Source organism: Streptomyces sp. NPDC006544, assembly GCF_040611715.1.
In the GTDB taxonomy this organism is placed as follows: Bacteria; Actinomycetota; Actinomycetes; order Streptomycetales; family Streptomycetaceae; genus Streptomyces.
Map to the genome: position 1 here is coordinate 76,990 of NZ_JBEXOV010000022.1, position 16,699 is coordinate 93,688.

The following is a 16,699-nucleotide window of genomic DNA, read 5'->3' on the forward strand; positions in this document are numbered from 1 at the left end:
GTGGGCCCCACCGCAACGGCCATCGTAAGCGAGGACGCGGCCGCGTCGGGAGGCCCGCACCACCTGCGGGACAGGACTGCCCGGAAAGAGAACGTGCGGGGGGCGCCGAAGGTGCCGGTGCGAAGGCACCCTCTTCCCCGAATCCGTTCGGCGCGGGGCGGCCCCCGCCACCAGAATCCCCTCATGGAAACGATCACCCTCACCACGGAACGCCTCGTACTGCGCCCCCTGCGCCCCTCGGACACGGACGAGGTCCACGCGGCGCTCCAGGACCCCGCCATCCAGCGCTGGATCCCCGTACCCGTCCCGTACGAGCGCACGCACGCCGAGGCCTACGTGGCGCGGGTCCCGGGCGGCTGGGAGGACGGCTCCGAATACAACTTCGCGGTCCGCCTCGGCGCCGACGGCCCGCTGGTCGCCTGCATCGGGGTCGTCCCGAGCGGCTCGTTCGCGCACGAGGTCGGCTACTGGACCGTCGGCGCGCACCGGGGCCGCGGCTACCTGCCCGAGGCGCTCCCCGCCGTACTGCGCTGGGCCTTCGCCGAACTCGGCTGCGTACGGATGATCTGGCGCGCCGGGGTCGGCAACGACGCCTCCCGCTCGGTCGCCGAGAAGACCGGCTTCGTCATCGAGGGCGTCCTGCGCGCGGGCATGGAGCACCGCGAGACCCTGCGGGACTGCTGGACCGGCTCCCTGCTCCCCTCCGACCTGGCCCTGCCCTCCCGCCTCCCCTACCTGCCCTCGCCCGCGCGGCCGCCGGTCCCGGGGCCGGCCGGGTCACCGCCGGGCTCGCCGCCGCCTGTCAGTGGCCGCCTCTAGGGTGCGGTCATGACGACCGCCACCCCCCTCCCGCGACCGGCCCCGTCCTCGACCCTGTCCGCCGACGAGGCGCGCCGCACCGCGCTGCGCGCGCAGGGCTTCCTGGGCGCACCCGACCGGCGGGGCGGGGTACGCGGGGTCCTGCGGCACCTGGGCGCCGTCCAGCTCGACACCATCTCCGTGCTGGCCCGCTCCCACGAGCTCGTCCCGTACGCGCGCCTGGGCGCGGTCGGCCGCCCCGGCGTCGAGGCCGCGTACTGGTCGCGGCAGCACGCCTTCGAGTACTGGTCGCACGCCGCCTGCATCCTGCCCATCGAGGAGTGGCCGCACTTCGCCTTCCGCCGCCGGGCCCGCAAGGCACGCGGCCACCGCTGGCACGTCCTCGCGGACAAGGACCGCTCGACGAAGACCGTCCTGGACCGCCTGCGGGCCGAGGGGCCGCTCACCTCCACCGAGCTGGGCGGCGCCAAGAACGGCGGCGAATGGTTCGAATGGTCCGAGACGAAGATCGCGGTGGAGTGGCTCCTCGACATCGGCGAGGTGGTCTGCACCGAGCGGCGGGGCTGGAAGCGGGTCTACGACCTCCCCGAGCGGGCGGTTCCCGAGGCGTTGCTCCACGACGGGCTGGACGACCACGAGTGCGTGCGCCGGCTGGTGGCCCTGGCCGGCCGGTCCCTGGGCGTCGGCACCCGGTCCGACATCGCGGACTACCACCGCCTGACCGGGGCGCAGTTCGACGCGGTGATCGCCGACTCGGGCCTGGTCCCGGTGGAGGTGGAGGGCTGGGGCAAGCCCGCGTGGGCGGACCCGGCGGCCCTGTCGACGCCGCCCCGCGGCCGCCACCGCACCACCCTGCTGTCGCCCTTCGACTCCCTGATCTGGGAGCGCCCGCGCACGGAGCGGATCTTCGGCTTCACGCACCGGCTCGAGGCGTACGTCCCCAAACCGCAGCGGGTCCACGGCTACTTCGCCATGCCGCTGCTGGCCGCGGGACACCTCCAGGGGCGGGTGGACCCGGCCCGCGAGGGCACGACCCTGGTGGCCCGCCAGCTTTCCCTGACCACCCCGCAGGCGGCCCGTCCCATGGCGCAGGCCCTCCGCGAGGCGGCCTCCTGGGTCGGCTGCGACGCGGTCCGCATCGACCGGGCCGGCTCCCCCGCGGAGGCGGCAGCGGTGACGTCCGAGCTCGCGTCGCTCTGAGGCTCCCGGACTTCCGGACTTCCGGACTCCCGGACTCCCGGGGGTCCGGGAGTCCGGACCCCGCTAGCGGATCTCGAGGATCTTCTCGCGCATCGCGTACACCACCGCCTCCATCCTGGAGTGCAGCTGCAGCTTCTCCAGGATGTTCCGGACGTGGTTCTTCACCGTGTTCTCGGAGATGAACAACTCCTTCGCGATGTCGCGGTTGTTCATCCCGGTGGCGACCAGCTTCAGGACCTCCAGCTCCCGGTCCGTCAGCCGGGGCGCCGGCACCAGACGCCGCTCGTCCGTCCGCTGGATCATCGACTTGAACTCCGTGAGCAGTTTCGACGCCATCGACGGACTGATCTGCGACTGCCCGTCCGCCACCGCACGGATCGCGGTGGCGACCTCGTCCGTGGAGATCTCCTTCAGGAGGTACCCCGTGGCACCGGCCTTGATCGCGTCGTAGAGGTCCGCCTCCTCGTCGCTGATCGTCAGCATGATGATCTTCGCGGAGGGGGCCACCTCCTTGATCGACGTGCAGGCCTCGATGCCGCCGCGCCGGGGCATCCGTACGTCCATCAGCACGATGTCCGGCAGCAGGTCCGCCGCCTTGTCCACGGCCTCCGCGCCGTCCCCGGCCTCGCCGACGACCTGGATGTCCTCCTCCTGCGCGAGCACGATCTCCAGCCCGCGCCGGAACAGCGCGTGGTCGTCGACCACGAGCACCCTGATCGGTTCGGCGGGCCGTTCTTCCTCACGGCAGCCCGCACCGTCGTCGTCACGCACCGGCCCGAAGCTGTCCGCCATCGTTCCTCCCCCTGCACCGCATGTGCTGAGCTGCTGGGTCAATCCGACGGGAGCGGCCGCCGGCTGACTGCCCGACATGATTCCATGCCCGCGTGACGGGGCGGGTGCAGACGATTACAGGCCGACCGATACCGGCCATCTCCTCGTGCGGGTGCCCCCGCGCCCGCCGAAGCGGACGCGGGGGCACCACACGGACATCCGGCCGTGCCGCGCGGCCTCAGCCGCCGAGCGCGCCACCCGCGCCCGCGCCGTCGAGCTCACCGGAGCTCGAGGCGCCGTCGGCGTTGAGGTGGATCACGCCGTAGTCGTAGCCGTGGCGCCGGTAGACGACGCTCGGCATCTTGGTGTCGGAGTCGACGAACAGGTAGAAGTCGTGGCCGACCAGTTCCATCTCGTAAAGTGCCTGGTCGAGCGACATGGGTGCGGCCGAGTGGGTCTTCTCGCGGACGATGAGGGGGCCTTCGCCCTGCACTTCCAACGATCCGATCCGGGTCGTCGGAATCGAGTCCGCCGTCTCGGCGCTGACCGGTTCGCCGTTTCCGTTCAGTGTCGCCGCGTTCGGTACGACGTCGGCGACCTCGGCCGCCGAAAGCCGTCCGTTGCCGCGACGGGTGTGGCGCTTGTCGTGCTGCTTGCGCAGCCGGGCCTCCAGCTTGTCCTGAGCGAGGTCGAGCGCCGCGTACGGGTCGGCGGCCGCGGCCTCGGCACGGATCACCGGTCCACGCGAATGCAGGGTGATCTCCACGCGGTCGGAACGGTCGGCCTGGCGCGGGTTGTGCTCCTTGGACACCTCGACGTCCAAGCTGATCACCTTCGCGTCGAGCTTCTGGATCCGCTCCGGATTCAGCTTCTCGGCCACGTGCTTGCGGAACCGGTCGGGCACCTCGGTCTTACGGCCCTTGACGACGATGTCCACGCAGAACTCCGTTCCCGGATAGCCACGCCCCAGGGGCGAAGCGTCTCCCTTTCGCACCAGACCCCGGTGAACACCGGAGCCTCGGACTTGGCGACTTCCACCTCCTCCTCCCCCATCGGCAAGATCTACACCCCACCGACTTCGGAGTCGAGAGACAGCCTCTGACACGGAGATCCCGAAGCGTGCGTACGAACGCTCGAAAAGTGCGGTCCGATGCGTGGGGCCCAAGGCTCGCCAATTCCTTACAACCGAACATATCCCTCTATGCCGGTTGTCGGCACCCGCTACCGGAACGTACCTCCGTTCAAGTGGCCGTTCCCTCTTACTACCTGCAACGATGCGACTTCCCCACCAGTTCCAAATCTATTCACGAGTTTCTTGCTCCGTATGCGCTGCCGACCGGATCCGCCCGGCCCCGGCCCCTCCGATCAGGCCCCCGGCCGCCCGTTCCCGACCGCTGCCCGCCCCCTGCGCCGACCGCTGCCCCCGGCCCGGCTCAGCCCCGCACCGGGAACGCGTCCGCCGGGGCGGCCACCACGGCCGCCGTCAGCCGGGCCCCGTCCGCAGGGCCGCCCCCTCCGCCGCCCCCGTGGCCGAACCCGGCACCGCGCAGCGCCCGCGCCGCCTCCGCCAGGGTCGATCCCGTGGTCATGACGTCGTCCACGAGCACGATCGCGGCCGCGCCCGCCATCACCCGCCCGGCTCCGTGGCAGGCCTCCAGCGCCCCCGCGAGGTTCTCCCGGCGCTCCGACGCCCCGAGGCCCGCCTGGTCCGCCACCGCCCGCCGCAGCCGCAGCACGGGCGCCACGCGTGCGGGCACGCCCGCCCGCCGCAGTGATGCCGAGGCCGCCAGCGCGATCCTGCGCGCCGGGTCGTGGCCGCGCGCCCGGATCCGGCGCCGGGCGGAGGGGACGGGAACCAGGGCCACCTCCCCCTCCCTCCCCACCCCGCCCCTCGCCTCGGCGCCCGCCCGGACCGCCGCCGCCAGGGCACCGCCGAGGACACCGGCCAGCGGGAGCGCGCCGCGCTCCTTGTGGGCCAGCACGACGGCCCGTACGGCCTCCTCGTACGCGGCGGCCGCATGCACCACGGGTAACCCCGCGGGGCGCGGAGAGGGGCGTACACGGGCCGCCCCGGCCCCACTGAGCGCCGAGCGGCAGGCTCCGCACAGCGCCACCCGGACGGCCCCGCAGCCGGCGCAGTCGACGGGCAGGACCAGCCCGGCGAGCTCCGCGGTCAGCCCGCCGGCCAGTGCCCGCCACCGCTCCCGCATGGAGTCCACCTTGCCGAGCGCGGACCCGCAGCCGCCACCCCTGTGGACAACCGGGGAAAGGGCGGACCGGCGCAGCCCGGCTCGGCTCCGCCCAGACCGGCCCAGCCCAGCCCGGCCCGGGTAGACCGGCCCAGCCCAGCTCGGCCCGGCTCAGCCCGGCCCGCCCGGCCCGGCTCAGCCCGGGTAGACCGGAGCCCGGCCGCCCGCCGCCACCGTGCGCCACTGCGCACCCGGCGGCAGCCACACGATCCCGTCCTCCCCCGAGTACGCGACCACCGGCTTCTTCTCGTCCTCGCTCGCCGCGACGTCCTCCAGCCCGGTCGCCCCGGGCAGCCCGGCGCCGACCATCGAGCCGTCGGCCAGCATGTAGCGGGCCTGCACCACCCCGCCGCTCTCGCGGCCCACCACCAGCAGCCGGCCCCGCGGCGCCCAGCTCATCGCCGTCACGTCCGCCAGCTGCGGTGCGGCCGGGCGCAGTTCCCGCACCGAGACCGCCGAGGCGTCGCCCTTGTCGTCGGGCCGTTCGATCCGCCCGACGAACAGCTCCTTGCGGCTCTCGCTCTGCTGGAGCAGCAGCGCGATCCGCACCCCGTCGGGCGAGGTCCTCAGCCCCGTGATCCGGCGGCCGTCGAGCCCCGACACCTCCACCCGCTCGGGGGTCCCCGAGCCGCCGGGCACCCGCCACAGCACCGGGTCCTGAGGGTCCTGGTCCGCGACCCACAGGTCGCCCGCCGTGTCCCACGACGGGGCCGTGAACCCGGCCGGCTTGCTTCCCTTGGCGAGCAGCAGCGGCTGCGGCATCGGTCCGGCGGTGGTCAGGTTGACGACGTACAGCCCGTGCATGTCCTCGGAGACGACCGCGGCGCGCTTCTCGTCGTAGGAGACGGCGGCGGACCCGACCTTGAAGGGCGGGTTCCCGGACAGCGGCCCGGGAACCGGGCTCGCCTCCTCCTGCTGCTGCTCCTGCCGGTTGGGGTCGAGGCTCATCCGCTGGAGCCGGCTCTCCTTGTCCACGTAGTACTGGTGGCCGGGCGAGGGCGGCCGGTTCGCGATCACGGCCGCGGCCGCCTCGGTGACCTCGCACAGCGAGGACTTGCCGTCGGCGCGCACGAGTTCGACGCGGTCCACCCGGGAGCCCGTCAGATCCTTGACCGTGTACAGGAGTTGGGTGGCCATCTTCTGGCACTGCGGCTGCGCGACGTTCTCGACCTTGTCGTTCAGCGGCACGCGCAGCGTGTTCTGGCCGTCGTACGAAAGGGACTTGGTTCCTTCGCGCAGCTCCGTACCCGTGGGGAAGTGGGAGGTGACGACCGGTCCGAGCCACTTGGACGGGCCGGACAGCAGCGATTTCACGGTCTGGGTGGTGGGGTCCATCCGCGAGTCGGGGTCGCTGCGCTGGCGTACGTAGACGGGATCGGCGACGAGCGTGCCGCCGGCGAAGTAGTACTTGTTGACCGGCATGTAGATGCGCTGGAAGTCGGACTCGCTGAGGACGAGGCTGCTGGGCGGGGTCGCGATCCGCCACTCCTTGTTCTCCTGCGTGAGCTGGAGGAACTCCTCGTAGCGGCCGCCGCTGGTCTCCGGCTGGTACGCGCTGCGCTCGTCCACCGTGGCCAGCATGCGGCCCGTGACCTTGAAGCGGGGGGCGGCGGGGTCCTTCTCGCCCTGTACCGAGGACCGGTCGAGGCCGGCCGAGAGCACCGTGACGGCCGCGCCGGGCTTCCAGTTCTTCGCCGCCTCCTCGGTGAGGTACTTGCGGGCGGTCTGGAGCTGCGGGTCGTCGCTGGTCATGGCCTCCAGGAAGCCGTCGACGACCTCCTGCGGGCTGGCCCGCTCGGACGGCGGGACGCCGAAGACGCGGACCTGGGAGTCGACGCCCTGCGAGGCCTCCACGGGCCGGATCTCCCCGTGGTCGGGCATGGAGGCGCAGCCGGCCAGCAGCAGCCCGGCCGCGCCGAAGGCGTAGGCTCGCAGCGTGCCCAGCGTGCCCAGGGTGCGCGGCGTGCGCCCCGTCCCCGTCCGCCCCTCGGGCCCGGTGCGGGGCAGCGAGCGGCCCGGTTCAGCGTTCATACGATCCGCCGCCTCCACCCGCTCCACCCGCTTCGCCCGGTCCGCCCGGTTCGCCCGGTCCGTCCGCTCCCGCCTGTCCAGCCGCTCCGTCGGCTCCGTCCGCCCCACCCGATGCATCCGTTCCGTCCTCCCGGTCGGCCGCTCCGGCCGCTCCGGCCGCCCCGCCCGTCGTCTGCTCGGCGGGCCTGGTGACGACCCGGGCCCCGTTGCCCGGCAGCGCCGTCGGGTCGGCCGGTACCGGCACCGCTCCGGCGACCGCCGAGCGCGGCGGTATCGGCGAGCGGTCGGGCCGTCCCACCACGGGCTCCCCCGACGGCCGGGGCGGCACCCCGCGCTCCGCCGCGGCCCTGGCCCGGTTGGCCCGGGAGTCCTCGGGTTCCAGCGGTATCGGCGAGCCCCGCAGCGGCTCGTCGGCGGTGCGCGGCAGGGTCAGGCGGAACTGCGAGCCGCCGCCCGGCTCGCCCCACGCCTGGAGCCAGCCGCCGTGCAGCCGGGCGTCCTCGACGGCGATGGACAGGCCGAGGCCGGTCCCGCCGGTCGTGCGCGCCCGCGCCGGGTCCGCCCGCCAGAAGCGGTTGAAGACGCGGGTGGCCTCGCCGGGCTTGAGCCCGACCCCGTAGTCCCGTACGGCGACGGCGACGGCGCCGCCCGCGGAGGCGAGCCGGACCACCACGTCGCGGCCCTCGCCGTGCTCGACGGCGTTGACGACGAGATTGCGCAGGACCCGCTCCACGCGCCGGGCGTCGGCCTCGGCTATCACCGGCTGGGTGTCGCCGAGGACGCGGATGCGGGTGCTCTTGTGTTCGGCGAGCGGTTCCGCGGCGTCGATGACCCGCCGTACGACGTCCCGCAGGTCGATGGGCTCCGCTTCCAGCGCGGCGGCGCCCGCGTCGAACCGGCTGATCTCCAGCAGGTCGGCGAGGAGCGACTCGAAGCGGTCGAGCTGTCCGGCGAGGAGTTCGGCGGACCGCGCGGTGACCGGATCGAAGTCGGCGCGGGCGTCGTGAATGACGTCCGCGGCCATCCGTACCGTCGTGAGCGGGGTGCGCAGCTCGTGGGAGACGTCGGAGACGAAGCGGCGCTGCAGCCGGGAGAGGTCCTCCAGCTGCTGGATCTTGTTCTGGAGGGTCTGGGCCATTTTGTTGAAGGCTTCACCCAGACGGGCGATGTCGTCCTCGCCGGTGACCTTCATCCGCTCCTGGAGCCGCCCGGCGGACAGCCGCTCGGCGATCCCGGCGGCCATCCGGACGGGGGTGACGACCTGCCGTACGACGAGCCAGGCGATGGCCCCGAGGAGGACGACGACGAAGAGCCCGGCGGTGGCGATGGTGACCTTGACCAGGTTGAGCGACTCCTCCTCCTGGGTGAGGGGGAAGAGGTAGTACAGGTCGTACGGGTCGCCGTTGATGTCCGTGAGCCGCTTGCCGATGACGAGCGCGGGCTCGGGCGCCTTGTCCCCGGCGCCGGCGGTGTAGCGGACCTCGGAGAACGTCTTGAAGGCGCCCGTGGCGTGGTTGACCTCCCGGCGCAGCCGCTGCGGGACGGAGGCGTTCGGGTCGACGTTGCCGGAGGCGCGGGCGCCTCGGACGCCGAGGGCGCCCCGGCCGGGCGGCTGTTCCTCGCCGGTACCGGTGCCGGCGCCCAGCGCGGCCACCTCGAAGGCGCTCTGCCCGCCACTGGCGAGCTGTTTGACGAGGGAGTTCATCCAGGTGCTGGCGTCGCGGCCGACCTTGCTGTCGGAGCCGTCGGACCCGTCCACCGTGTAGGGGGTGTTGGCCTTCTCCTGTGCGACCGCGAACCCTCCCGCGGCCTGGCTCTGCGCGGCCTCCTCCTTGGCGTCGAGGAGGCCCTTGCTGACCTGTGCGATGACCACGAAGCCGAGGGCGAGGACCACGGCGAGCGAGATCAGCAGGGTGGCGGCGACCACCCGGAGCTGGATGTTGCGCCGCCAGAGCCGGACGGCCGGGAGCAGCGGCCGGCGTACGAGGCGTACGCACAGCCGCAGCACGGGGCCGCCGGGCGCTCCGACCGCGTCGAGACGGACCTTCCGGCCGCCCCACAGCGCTCCCCGGCGGGAACCGCTGCGGGGCTTGCCGGGCGGCACGTCAGCTCGGTCCGGCCTTGTAGCCGACACCGCGCACCGTCACGACGATCTCGGGGCGCTCGGGGTCCTTCTCGACCTTGGAGCGCAGTCGCTGGACGTGCACGTTGACCAGGCGGGTGTCGGCCGCGTGGCGGTAGCCCCAGACCTGCTCCAGCAGCACCTCTCGGGTGAAGACCTGCCAGGGCTTGCGGGCGAGTGCGACCAGCAGGTCGAATTCGAGCGGGGTCAGCGCGATGGAGGCGCCGTCCCGCTTGACCGAGTGCCCCGCCACGTCGATGACGAGGTCACCGATGGCCAGCTGCTCGGGGGCCGGTTCTTCCGAGCGGCGCAGGCGGGCGCGGATGCGGGCCACCAGCTCCTTCGGCTTGAACGGCTTGACGATGTAGTCGTCGGCGCCGGACTCCAGGCCCACCACCACGTCCACGGTGTCGCTCTTGGCGGTGAGCATGACGATCGGTACGCCGGACTCGGCACGGATCAGCCTGCACACCTCTATGCCGTCCCTTCCGGGCAGCATGAGGTCGAGCAGCACAAGATCCGGCTTCGCCTCGCGGAAGGCAGCCAGTGCCTTGTCACCGTCCGCTACGAACGACGGCTCGAAACCTTCTCCCCGCAGCACAATGCCGAGCATCTCGGCCAGCGCGGTGTCGTCGTCGACGACAAGGACGCGTCCCTTCATGGTTGACATCATCCCATTAGCTAATCGTTACCTGGCGGTGAGCTGTCCCACAGCCTCAGGGGCTGGAAATCGCCCCTCGGACCTGCGTGGAGATCAAGGCGCCCAGTGTGCCCCGGATCCGCCTGACAAATGAAGGTGCGGGCGGCCCGGGATCCAGGGGACGCCTGGTCCGTTCGAGGTTGTCACATGGCACGATGGCAGCCGGACCAAGCGCCCCGCACTCTGCAGTGCACGTGAAGGAGCGACGATGAACGACTCTCCGGGCTGGGCTACGCCCGGATCCTCCCCGTCCGACGGTGAGGGCTCCCACGGTACGCAGCCGCCCGCCCCGGCGGCGCGGCCCTCCGGCGACGGCCCCAAGTGGTCCGCCGAGCAGCCGCCGCCCGGGCAGTGGTCGAGCCCCACCGCCGGCCAGACCCCGCCCTCCGCGCCGGGGCAGCCGCCCGCGGGACCGCAGCAGGGCTGGGGCTCGTACGGCGGGCAGCAGGCCGGGTACGGCGGTTACCCGGCCCCTCCGGGCGGGCCGGGCGCGGGGTACCGGGGCGCGGCGGTGAAGCCGGGTGTGATCCCGCTGCGTCCCCTGGGTCTCGGTGAGATCCTCGACGGGGCGGTCGCCACCATGCGCAAGCACTGGCGGTCGGTGCTGCCGATCACCCTGGCCGTGGCCGTCGTCGTGCAGCTGGCCTCGGTGCTCATGCAGAAGTTCGCGTTCGGCGACGTCGTGCTCGACCAGTCGGACACGGCCTCCCTCGACGATCAGATCAACGCCCTGGGCGCAACGGCTTCGATGACTTTGGCTGAAATGTTCATCCAGCTCGTCGGCACCCTCGTGGCCACCGCGATGCTCACGATGATCTTCAGCCGCGCCGTACTCGGCCAGGCCTCCACCATCGGCGGGGCCTGGCGCGAGTCCCGCTCTCAGCTGCCGCGGCTGTTCGCCCTGACCCTGCTCCTGGGCGTCGGCACGGCGCTCCTGATCGGCGTCCTGCTCCTGCCCGCCATCCTCGCGGGCAGCGTCGGCCTGGGCGTCCTCGGCGGTTTCGCCGCCTTCGGACTCGTCCTGTGGCTGTGGATCAAGTTCTCCCTGGCCTCGCCCGCCCTGATGCTGGAGAAGGCCACGCTCCCGAAGGCGTTCTCCCGCTCCTGGAAGCTGGTCAAGGGCTCCTGGTGGCGCATCTTCGGCATCACCTTCCTCACCAACCTCATCACCGGCTTCGTCGCGGGGATCATCGTCCTCCCGCTGACGTTCCTAGGCGCGACCCTGTTCGGCGGCGGCATCGACGGCCTCGCCGAGGGCACCGGAAGCGCCAGCTGGGGCCTCCTGATCCTCACCGGCATCGGCGGGATCATCGGCCTGACCATCACCATGCCCATGCAGTCGGGCGTCACCGTCCTGCTCTACGTCGACCAGCGCATCCGGCGCGAGGCCCTCGACCTGGAGCTCGCGCGGGCGGCCGGCATCGAGAACTACGGCACGGGCGCCACGGCGCCGCCCACCGGAGGCTGACGCGGGATGAAGGGCATGGGGGGCCTGCTCGCACGGACGGGATCAGACGCACCACCGGTCACGATCGGCCGTGACGCCGCCCGCGCGGCGGCGCGCGGGGAACTGTCGAAGCCGGAGTACCACCGCAACGACCCCGGGCTGCTCCAGCGCGCCCTGAACCGCTTCTGGGACTGGGTCGGGGAGCTCTTCGACCACGCCTCCGGCACGACCCCCGGCGGAGCCCTGGGCCTGCTGGCCGTCGCCGTGTTCGTCGTCCTCGTCGTCGCCGCGCTGTGGTGGCGGCTCGGCGCCCCGCGCCGGGCCGTGCGCGGCGCGGCGGGCGCCCTCTTCGACGACGGCATCCGCAGCGCCGCCGACCACCGCACGGCCGCCGACGCACTGGCCGCCGAAGGCCGCTGGAACGAAGCCGTCCAGGAGCGCATGCGGGCCGTGGTCCGCTCCCTGGAGGAGCGCGCCCTCCTCGACCCCCGCCCGGGCCGCACGGCCGACGAGGCCGCGGGCGAAGCCTCGGCGTCCCTCCCCTCCCAGGCCGGCGCGCTGCGCGCGGCGGCCCGCACCTTCGACGACGTCACCTACGGAGCCCGCCCGGCCAACGAGGCCATGTACGCCTCCCTCCGCGACCTGGACCACGCCCTGACCCGCACCAAGCCGCTCCTGACGGGCGCCGCCCAGTGACCCGGCCCCCCGCCCCCGAACCGGGCGACCCGACCGCCGCCCCCGCCCCCGCGACCGCGGAAGCGGCCGCCGCGACCGGCGTGGCCGCCCCGGCCCGTCCGGCCGACGGAGCGGCCCCCGGGGCGACCGGCGGGGCGACCGGTGTGCCCGCCCCCACCGTCGGCGCGCTCTGGAAGCGCGCCCGCGGGTTCCTCGTCGCGCTCGCCGTGCTCCTCGCCGCCGGCCTCGCGCTCGCCGCCCTGAACTCCGGTGCCCGGCACGGGTACCTCGACCCCCGCTCCGCCGATCCCTACGGCAGCCGGGCCGTCGCCGAACTCCTCCGGGCCCGCGGCGTCGACACCCGCGTCGTGACCACCGCCGACGAGGCCGCCCGCGCGGCCGGACCCGACACGACCCTGCTCGTGGCCTACCCCGACCGGCTCGGCGACGGACAGCTCCGCGCGATCCGCTCCGCCATCGACCTCTCCGGCGGGCGTACCGTTCTGCTCGCCCCGAGCACCCTCAGCCTCCCCGGCCTGGCCCCCGGCACCCGCGCCCTGAGCCCCGGCTCCGGCGGCGCCGCCGGCACGGACGGCAACCTCGACCCGGGGAGCTCCTGCGAGCTCCCCGCCGCCACCTCCGCCGGCCGGGCCGCGACCGGCGGCGGGTACCGCTACGCCGACGACACCCCCGGGGCCACCGCCTGCTACGCCAGCGCCGGCCGCCCCACCCTGCTGGTCCTGCCCACCGGCACGCGCGGCGGCGACACCGTCCTCCTCGGCTCCGAGGCCGTCTTCCTCAACAAGACCCTCGCCAAGGAAGGCAACGCCTCCCTCGCGCTCCAACTCCTCGGCTCCCGGCCCCACCTCGTCTGGTACCTGCCGTCCCTCGCCGACGCCGACCCGGCCGACGCCGACGCCCAGGACAAGGACTTCCTCGAACTGATCCCCGCCGGGTGGAGCTGGGCCCTGCTCCAGCTCTTCGTCGCCGCCGCGGTCGCGGCCCTGTGGCGGGCCCGCCGCCTCGGCCCGCTCGTCACCGAACGGCTTCCCGTCCTCGTCCGCGCCTCCGAGGCCACCGAGGGCCGCGCCCGCCTGTACCGCAAGGCCGGCGCCCGCGACCGCGCGGCCACCGTGCTGCGCGCCGCCGCCCGTGAGCGACTGGCCGCCCTGGTCGGCGTACCGGCCGCCCTGGCCCACGACCCGGCGTCCCTCGTCCCGGCCGTCTCCGCCCGCCTCACCGGCTCCGGCCCGGACGCGGCCTCCGGCGCCCGCGACCTGAGCGCCCTCCTCTTCGGCACGCCCCCCGACACCGACGCGGCACTCGTCGCGCTCACCGACCAACTCGACGCCCTCGAAAGAGAGGTCCGCTCCTCATGACGGCCACCACGGACAGCAGCGCCCGCTCCGCCCTGGAGGCGCTCCGCACCGAGATCGGCAAGGCCGTGGTCGGCCAGGACTCCGCCGTCACCGGTCTCGTCGTAGCCCTCCTGTGCCGCGGCCACGTCCTCCTCGAAGGCGTCCCCGGCGTCGCGAAGACCCTCCTCGTACGAGCCCTCGCGGCCTCCCTCGCACTCGACACCAAGCGCGTCCAGTTCACCCCCGACCTGATGCCGAGCGACGTCACGGGATCGCTCGTCTACGACGCCCGCACCGCCGAGTTCTCCTTCCAGAACGGCCCGGTCTTCACCCATCTCCTCCTCGCCGACGAGATCAACCGCACGCCCCCCAAGACCCAGTCCTCCCTCCTCGAAGCGATGGAGGAGCGCCAGGTCACCGTCGACGGCACCCCCCGCCCGCTCCCGGAACCGTTCCTCGTGGCCGCCACGATGAACCCCGTCGAGTACGAAGGCACGTACCCGCTCCCCGAGGCCCAGCTCGACCGCTTCCTCCTCAAGCTCACCGTGCCCCTCCCCTCCCGCGAGGACGAGATCGGCGTACTGGCCCGCCACGCCGCCGGGTTCGACCCCCGCGACCTGCACGCCGCCGGCATCCGCCCGGTCGCCGGGCCGGCCGAACTCGAAGCCGCCCGCAAGGCCGTCGAGGCCACCAGCGTCTCCCCCGAGATCACCGCGTACGTCGTCGACATCTGCCGCGCCACCCGCGAGTCTCCGTCGCTCACCCTCGGCGTCTCCCCGCGCGGCGCGACCGCTCTGCTGGCCACCGCCCGCGCCTGGGCCTGGCTGGTCGGCCGCGACTACGTCACCCCGGACGACGTCAAGGCCCTCGCCCTGCCCACCCTGCGCCATCGCGTCCAACTGCGCCCCGAGGCCGAGATGGAGGGCGTCACGGCCGACGCGGTCATCACCGCGATCCTCTCCCACGTCCCCGTCCCGCGCTGATGGCGTTCACCGGACGCGCCGCCCTGCTGGCGGCCCTCGGCAGCATCCCCGTCGGCATCCTCGAACCGAGCTGGACGGGGATGCTCGCGGTCAACGCCCCCCTCGCGCTGGCCTGCGCCGTCGACCACGCCCTCGCGGCGCCCGTCCGCACGCTCAGGCTGGAGCGCTCCGGCGACACCTCGGTGCGCCTCGGCGGGACCGCTGACGTCCACCTCACCGTCACCAACACCTCCACCCGCACCCTGCGCGCCCGCGTCCGCGACGCCTGGCCCCCCAGCAGTTGGGTCGCCGGCACCGAAGTGGCGTCTTCGCGCCACGCGTTCACCGTTCCCGCCGGCGAACGCCGCCGCCTCACCACCCGGTTGCGGCCCACCCGCCGGGGCGACCGCCAGGCGGCCCGCGTCACCATCCGCTCGTACGGCCCGCTCGGTCTCCTGACCCGCCAGGGCCACCACACCGTCCCGTGGACGGTGCGCGTCCTGCCGCCCTTCGCGAGCCGCAAGCACCTTCCGTCCCGCCTCGCCCGGCTGCGCGAACTCGACGGCCGTACCAGCGTGCTGACGCGCGGTGAGGGCACGGAGTTCGACAGCCTGCGCGACTACGTGCCGGGCGACGACACCCGCTCCGTCGACTGGCGGGCCACCGCCCGCCAGAACAAGGTCGCCGTCCGCACCTGGCGCCCCGAACGCGACCGCCACATCCTCATCTGCCTCGACACCGGCCGCACCTCGGCCGGCCGCGTCGCAGACGCCCCCCGCCTGGACGCCGCGATGGACGCGGCCCTGCTCCTGACCGCCCTGGCCACCCGCGCCGGCGACCGCGTGGACCTCCTGGCCCACGACCGCCGCCCCCGTGCCCAGGTCCAGGCCCGCTCGGCCGCCGACACCCTCCCGGCCTTCGTCAACGCCATGGCCACCCTGGAACCGGAGCTCGTCGAAACCGACTCCCGCACCCTGGTCTCCACCATCCTGCGCAGCGCCCCGCGCCGCTCCCTGGTGGTCCTCCTGACCGGCCTGGACGCGGCCCCGATCGAGGAGGGCCTCCTGCCGCTCCTCCCCCGCCTCACCCAGCGCCACACGGTCCTCCTGGCCTCGGTCGCGGACCCCCACATCGCGCAGATGACCGCGTCCCGCGGCACCGTGGAAGCGGTCTACGAAGCCGCCGCCGGCACCCAGTCCCAGTCCGCCCGCCGCCGCACGGCCGAGCAGCTCACCCGCCACGGCGTCCACGTCGTCGACGCCACCCCGGACACCCTGGCGCCCGCCCTCGCCGACGCCTACCTCGCCCTCAAGGCCGCCGGCCGCCTGTAGGCCCCCGCCGGAGCTGTTCACACGGTGGGGGCGTAGGCCCTGTCCGGCTGGATAGGCTGGCCGGGGCACCCACCAGGAGGAGGACATCATGGCCGACCTCGACCCCGAGCAGATGCGCCGTTTGCATGATTTCGCGGAGCAGCTCGCGGAGCTGGCCGAGCACCAGGAAGACCAGTGGAAAGTACAGACCACCGACGGTCAGATCTTCCTCACGATGATGAGCCCCACGGCCCCCCACGGGCTGAACGTGGTGCGACTACGCCGCCAGATCGAGACCCAGACACCTGAGGTCATGGCCCTCAACGACACGAACATGGGCGATCCGATCACCGGACTGACCAAGGTCCCCGACCTCATGGTGATCGCCGAAGAGGACACCGACGACACGGCGAAGGTCGTCAACGCCCGCGACGTTCTGATGGTCGTGGAGGTCGTCTCCCGCACGAACTCCCTCACCGATATCCGCGACAAGCTGCACGACTACCCAAGGATGGGGGTCCCTCTGTATGTCGTCGTCGACCCCCGCAAGGACAAGAGGACCGTCACGGTGCACAGCGACCCCTCGGAAGGGCCCGACGGCGTCCGCTACCGCAAGAAGGTCCCCTACGCCTTCGGGGACACCGTTACCGCCGGCCGGTGGACGCTCGACACGAGCAGCCTCAAGAGCTATCCCGCCGATTGGTAGCAGCAAGGTGCGTGCCCGGGACCTGGCCCCAGAACGCAGAAAAGCCCCGCACCGTGCCCTGTAAGGGCTGGTGCGGGGCTTTCCCACAATAATTGTTCGGCGGCGTCCTACTCTCCCACAGGGTCCCCCCTGCAGTACCATCGGCGCTGAAAGGCTTAGCTTCCGGGTTCGGAATGTAAACCGGGCGTTTCCCTAACGCTATGACCACCGAAACACTATGAAGTTAACCAACCGGATATGAACACAGTTCGTTACTTCAGAACTAACACAGTGGACGCGAGCAACTGAGGACAAGCCCTCGGCCTATTAGTACCAGTCAGCTCCACCCGTTACCGGGCTTCCACATCTG

The 16,699-nt window shown here is 73.1% G+C and carries 14 protein-coding genes and 1 rRNA gene; 8 read left to right on the top strand and 7 right to left on the bottom strand.

Features of this window, described 5'->3' with window-relative positions:
• Positions 1 to 183: 183 nt before the first annotated feature.
• Both ABZY44_RS13465 and ABZY44_RS13470 read left to right on the top strand, forming a co-directional pair.
• Positions 184 to 819, top strand: coding sequence for a GNAT family N-acetyltransferase (locus ABZY44_RS13465; protein WP_356653104.1), 636 nt, complete (start codon positions 184 to 186; stop codon positions 817 to 819).
• 9 nt (positions 820 to 828) lie between these two features.
• Positions 829 to 2,019: a crosslink repair DNA glycosylase YcaQ family protein gene (locus tag ABZY44_RS13470; RefSeq protein ID WP_356653106.1), complete on the top strand. Its 1,191-nt coding sequence runs from the start codon at positions 829 to 831 to the stop codon at positions 2,017 to 2,019.
• A gap of 63 nt (positions 2,020 to 2,082) precedes the next feature.
• Here the strand turns inward: ABZY44_RS13470 and ABZY44_RS13475 are convergent, their stop codons facing one another.
• From ABZY44_RS13475 to mtrA, 6 genes are all read right to left on the bottom strand, one after another.
• Positions 2,083 to 2,811, bottom strand: a complete 729-nt coding sequence (locus ABZY44_RS13475; protein WP_356653108.1) for a response regulator transcription factor — start codon at positions 2,809 to 2,811, stop codon at positions 2,083 to 2,085.
• Between the two features lie 217 nt (positions 2,812 to 3,028).
• Positions 3,029 to 3,760, bottom strand: a complete 732-nt coding sequence (gene raiA, locus ABZY44_RS13480; RefSeq protein ID WP_356653139.1) for a ribosome-associated translation inhibitor RaiA — start codon at positions 3,758 to 3,760, stop codon at positions 3,029 to 3,031.
• Between the two features lie 463 nt (positions 3,761 to 4,223).
• Entirely contained in the window at positions 4,224 to 5,000 is a 777-nt protein-coding gene (locus ABZY44_RS13485) for a ComF family protein (RefSeq protein ID WP_356653110.1), read from the bottom strand.
• Positions 5,001 to 5,174: 174 nt separating this feature from the next.
• Complete coding sequence (locus tag ABZY44_RS13490) at positions 5,175 to 7,070, bottom strand: LpqB family beta-propeller domain-containing protein (protein WP_356653112.1); 1,896 nt, start codon at positions 7,068 to 7,070, stop codon at positions 5,175 to 5,177.
• Positions 7,060 to 9,132: an MtrAB system histidine kinase MtrB gene (gene mtrB, locus ABZY44_RS13495; RefSeq protein ID WP_356653141.1), complete on the bottom strand. Its 2,073-nt coding sequence runs from the start codon at positions 9,130 to 9,132 to the stop codon at positions 7,060 to 7,062. Before mtrB ends, ABZY44_RS13490 begins: the two co-directional genes overlap by 11 nt.
• Positions 9,133 to 9,175: 43 nt before the next feature.
• A complete protein-coding gene (gene mtrA / locus ABZY44_RS13500) occupies positions 9,176 to 9,865 on the bottom strand; it encodes a two-component system response regulator MtrA (RefSeq protein WP_189747360.1) in 690 nt (229 codons plus the stop codon).
• A 235-nt stretch (positions 9,866 to 10,100) separates the two neighbouring features.
• On the opposite strand from mtrA, the gene ABZY44_RS13505 reads away from it, so the two are divergent.
• From ABZY44_RS13505 to ABZY44_RS13530, 6 genes are all read left to right on the top strand, one after another.
• Positions 10,101 to 11,360, top strand: a complete 1,260-nt coding sequence (locus ABZY44_RS13505; RefSeq protein ID WP_356653115.1) for a glycerophosphoryl diester phosphodiesterase membrane domain-containing protein — start codon at positions 10,101 to 10,103, stop codon at positions 11,358 to 11,360.
• Between the two features lie 6 nt (positions 11,361 to 11,366).
• Complete coding sequence (locus ABZY44_RS13510) at positions 11,367 to 12,035, top strand: DUF4129 domain-containing protein (RefSeq protein WP_356653117.1); 669 nt, start codon at positions 11,367 to 11,369, stop codon at positions 12,033 to 12,035.
• A 143-nt stretch (positions 12,036 to 12,178) separates the two neighbouring features.
• Positions 12,179 to 13,393 carry a DUF4350 domain-containing protein gene (locus tag ABZY44_RS13515; RefSeq protein WP_356653143.1) on the top strand — a complete coding sequence of 405 codons (1,215 nt, stop codon included), beginning with the start codon at positions 12,179 to 12,181 and terminating at the stop codon, positions 13,391 to 13,393.
• The gene (locus tag ABZY44_RS13520; protein WP_356653119.1) at positions 13,390 to 14,355 is read left to right on the top strand and encodes a MoxR family ATPase; all 966 of its coding nucleotides are present in this window, start codon (positions 13,390 to 13,392) and stop codon (positions 14,353 to 14,355) included. Before ABZY44_RS13515 ends, ABZY44_RS13520 begins: the two co-directional genes overlap by 4 nt.
• A complete protein-coding gene (locus ABZY44_RS13525) occupies positions 14,355 to 15,665 on the top strand; it encodes a DUF58 domain-containing protein (protein WP_356653121.1) in 1,311 nt (436 codons plus the stop codon). Before ABZY44_RS13520 ends, ABZY44_RS13525 begins: the two co-directional genes overlap by 1 nt.
• Positions 15,666 to 15,753: 88 nt before the next feature.
• Positions 15,754 to 16,350 carry a Uma2 family endonuclease gene (locus tag ABZY44_RS13530; protein ID WP_356653123.1) on the top strand — a complete coding sequence of 199 codons (597 nt, stop codon included), beginning with the start codon at positions 15,754 to 15,756 and terminating at the stop codon, positions 16,348 to 16,350.
• Positions 16,351 to 16,444: 94 nt separating this feature from the next.
• Here ABZY44_RS13530 and rrf read toward each other — a convergent pair.
• Positions 16,445 to 16,562, bottom strand: a 5S ribosomal RNA gene (gene rrf / locus ABZY44_RS13535).
• Positions 16,563 to 16,699: the final 137 nt, after the last annotated feature.

Coding starts and splice junctions, on each gene's coding strand:
- ABZY44_RS13465 (WP_356653104.1), top strand. CDS start 184: ATGGAAACGATCACCCTCACCACGGAACGCCTCGTACTGCGCCCCCTG.
- ABZY44_RS13470 (WP_356653106.1), top strand. CDS start 829: ATGACGACCGCCACCCCCCTCCCGCGACCGGCCCCGTCCTCGACCCTG.
- ABZY44_RS13475 (WP_356653108.1), bottom strand. CDS start 2,811: ATGGCGGACAGCTTCGGGCCGGTGCGTGACGACGACGGTGCGGGCTGC.
- ABZY44_RS13485 (WP_356653110.1), bottom strand. CDS start 5,000: ATGCGGGAGCGGTGGCGGGCACTGGCCGGCGGGCTGACCGCGGAGCTC.
- ABZY44_RS13490 (WP_356653112.1), bottom strand. CDS start 7,070: ATGAACGCTGAACCGGGCCGCTCGCTGCCCCGCACCGGGCCCGAGGGG.
- mtrA (WP_189747360.1), bottom strand. CDS start 9,865: ATGATGTCAACCATGAAGGGACGCGTCCTTGTCGTCGACGACGACACC.
- ABZY44_RS13505 (WP_356653115.1), top strand. CDS start 10,101: ATGAACGACTCTCCGGGCTGGGCTACGCCCGGATCCTCCCCGTCCGAC.
- ABZY44_RS13510 (WP_356653117.1), top strand. CDS start 11,367: ATGAAGGGCATGGGGGGCCTGCTCGCACGGACGGGATCAGACGCACCA.
- ABZY44_RS13520 (WP_356653119.1), top strand. CDS start 13,390: ATGACGGCCACCACGGACAGCAGCGCCCGCTCCGCCCTGGAGGCGCTC.
- ABZY44_RS13525 (WP_356653121.1), top strand. CDS start 14,355: ATGGCGTTCACCGGACGCGCCGCCCTGCTGGCGGCCCTCGGCAGCATC.
- ABZY44_RS13530 (WP_356653123.1), top strand. CDS start 15,754: ATGGCCGACCTCGACCCCGAGCAGATGCGCCGTTTGCATGATTTCGCG.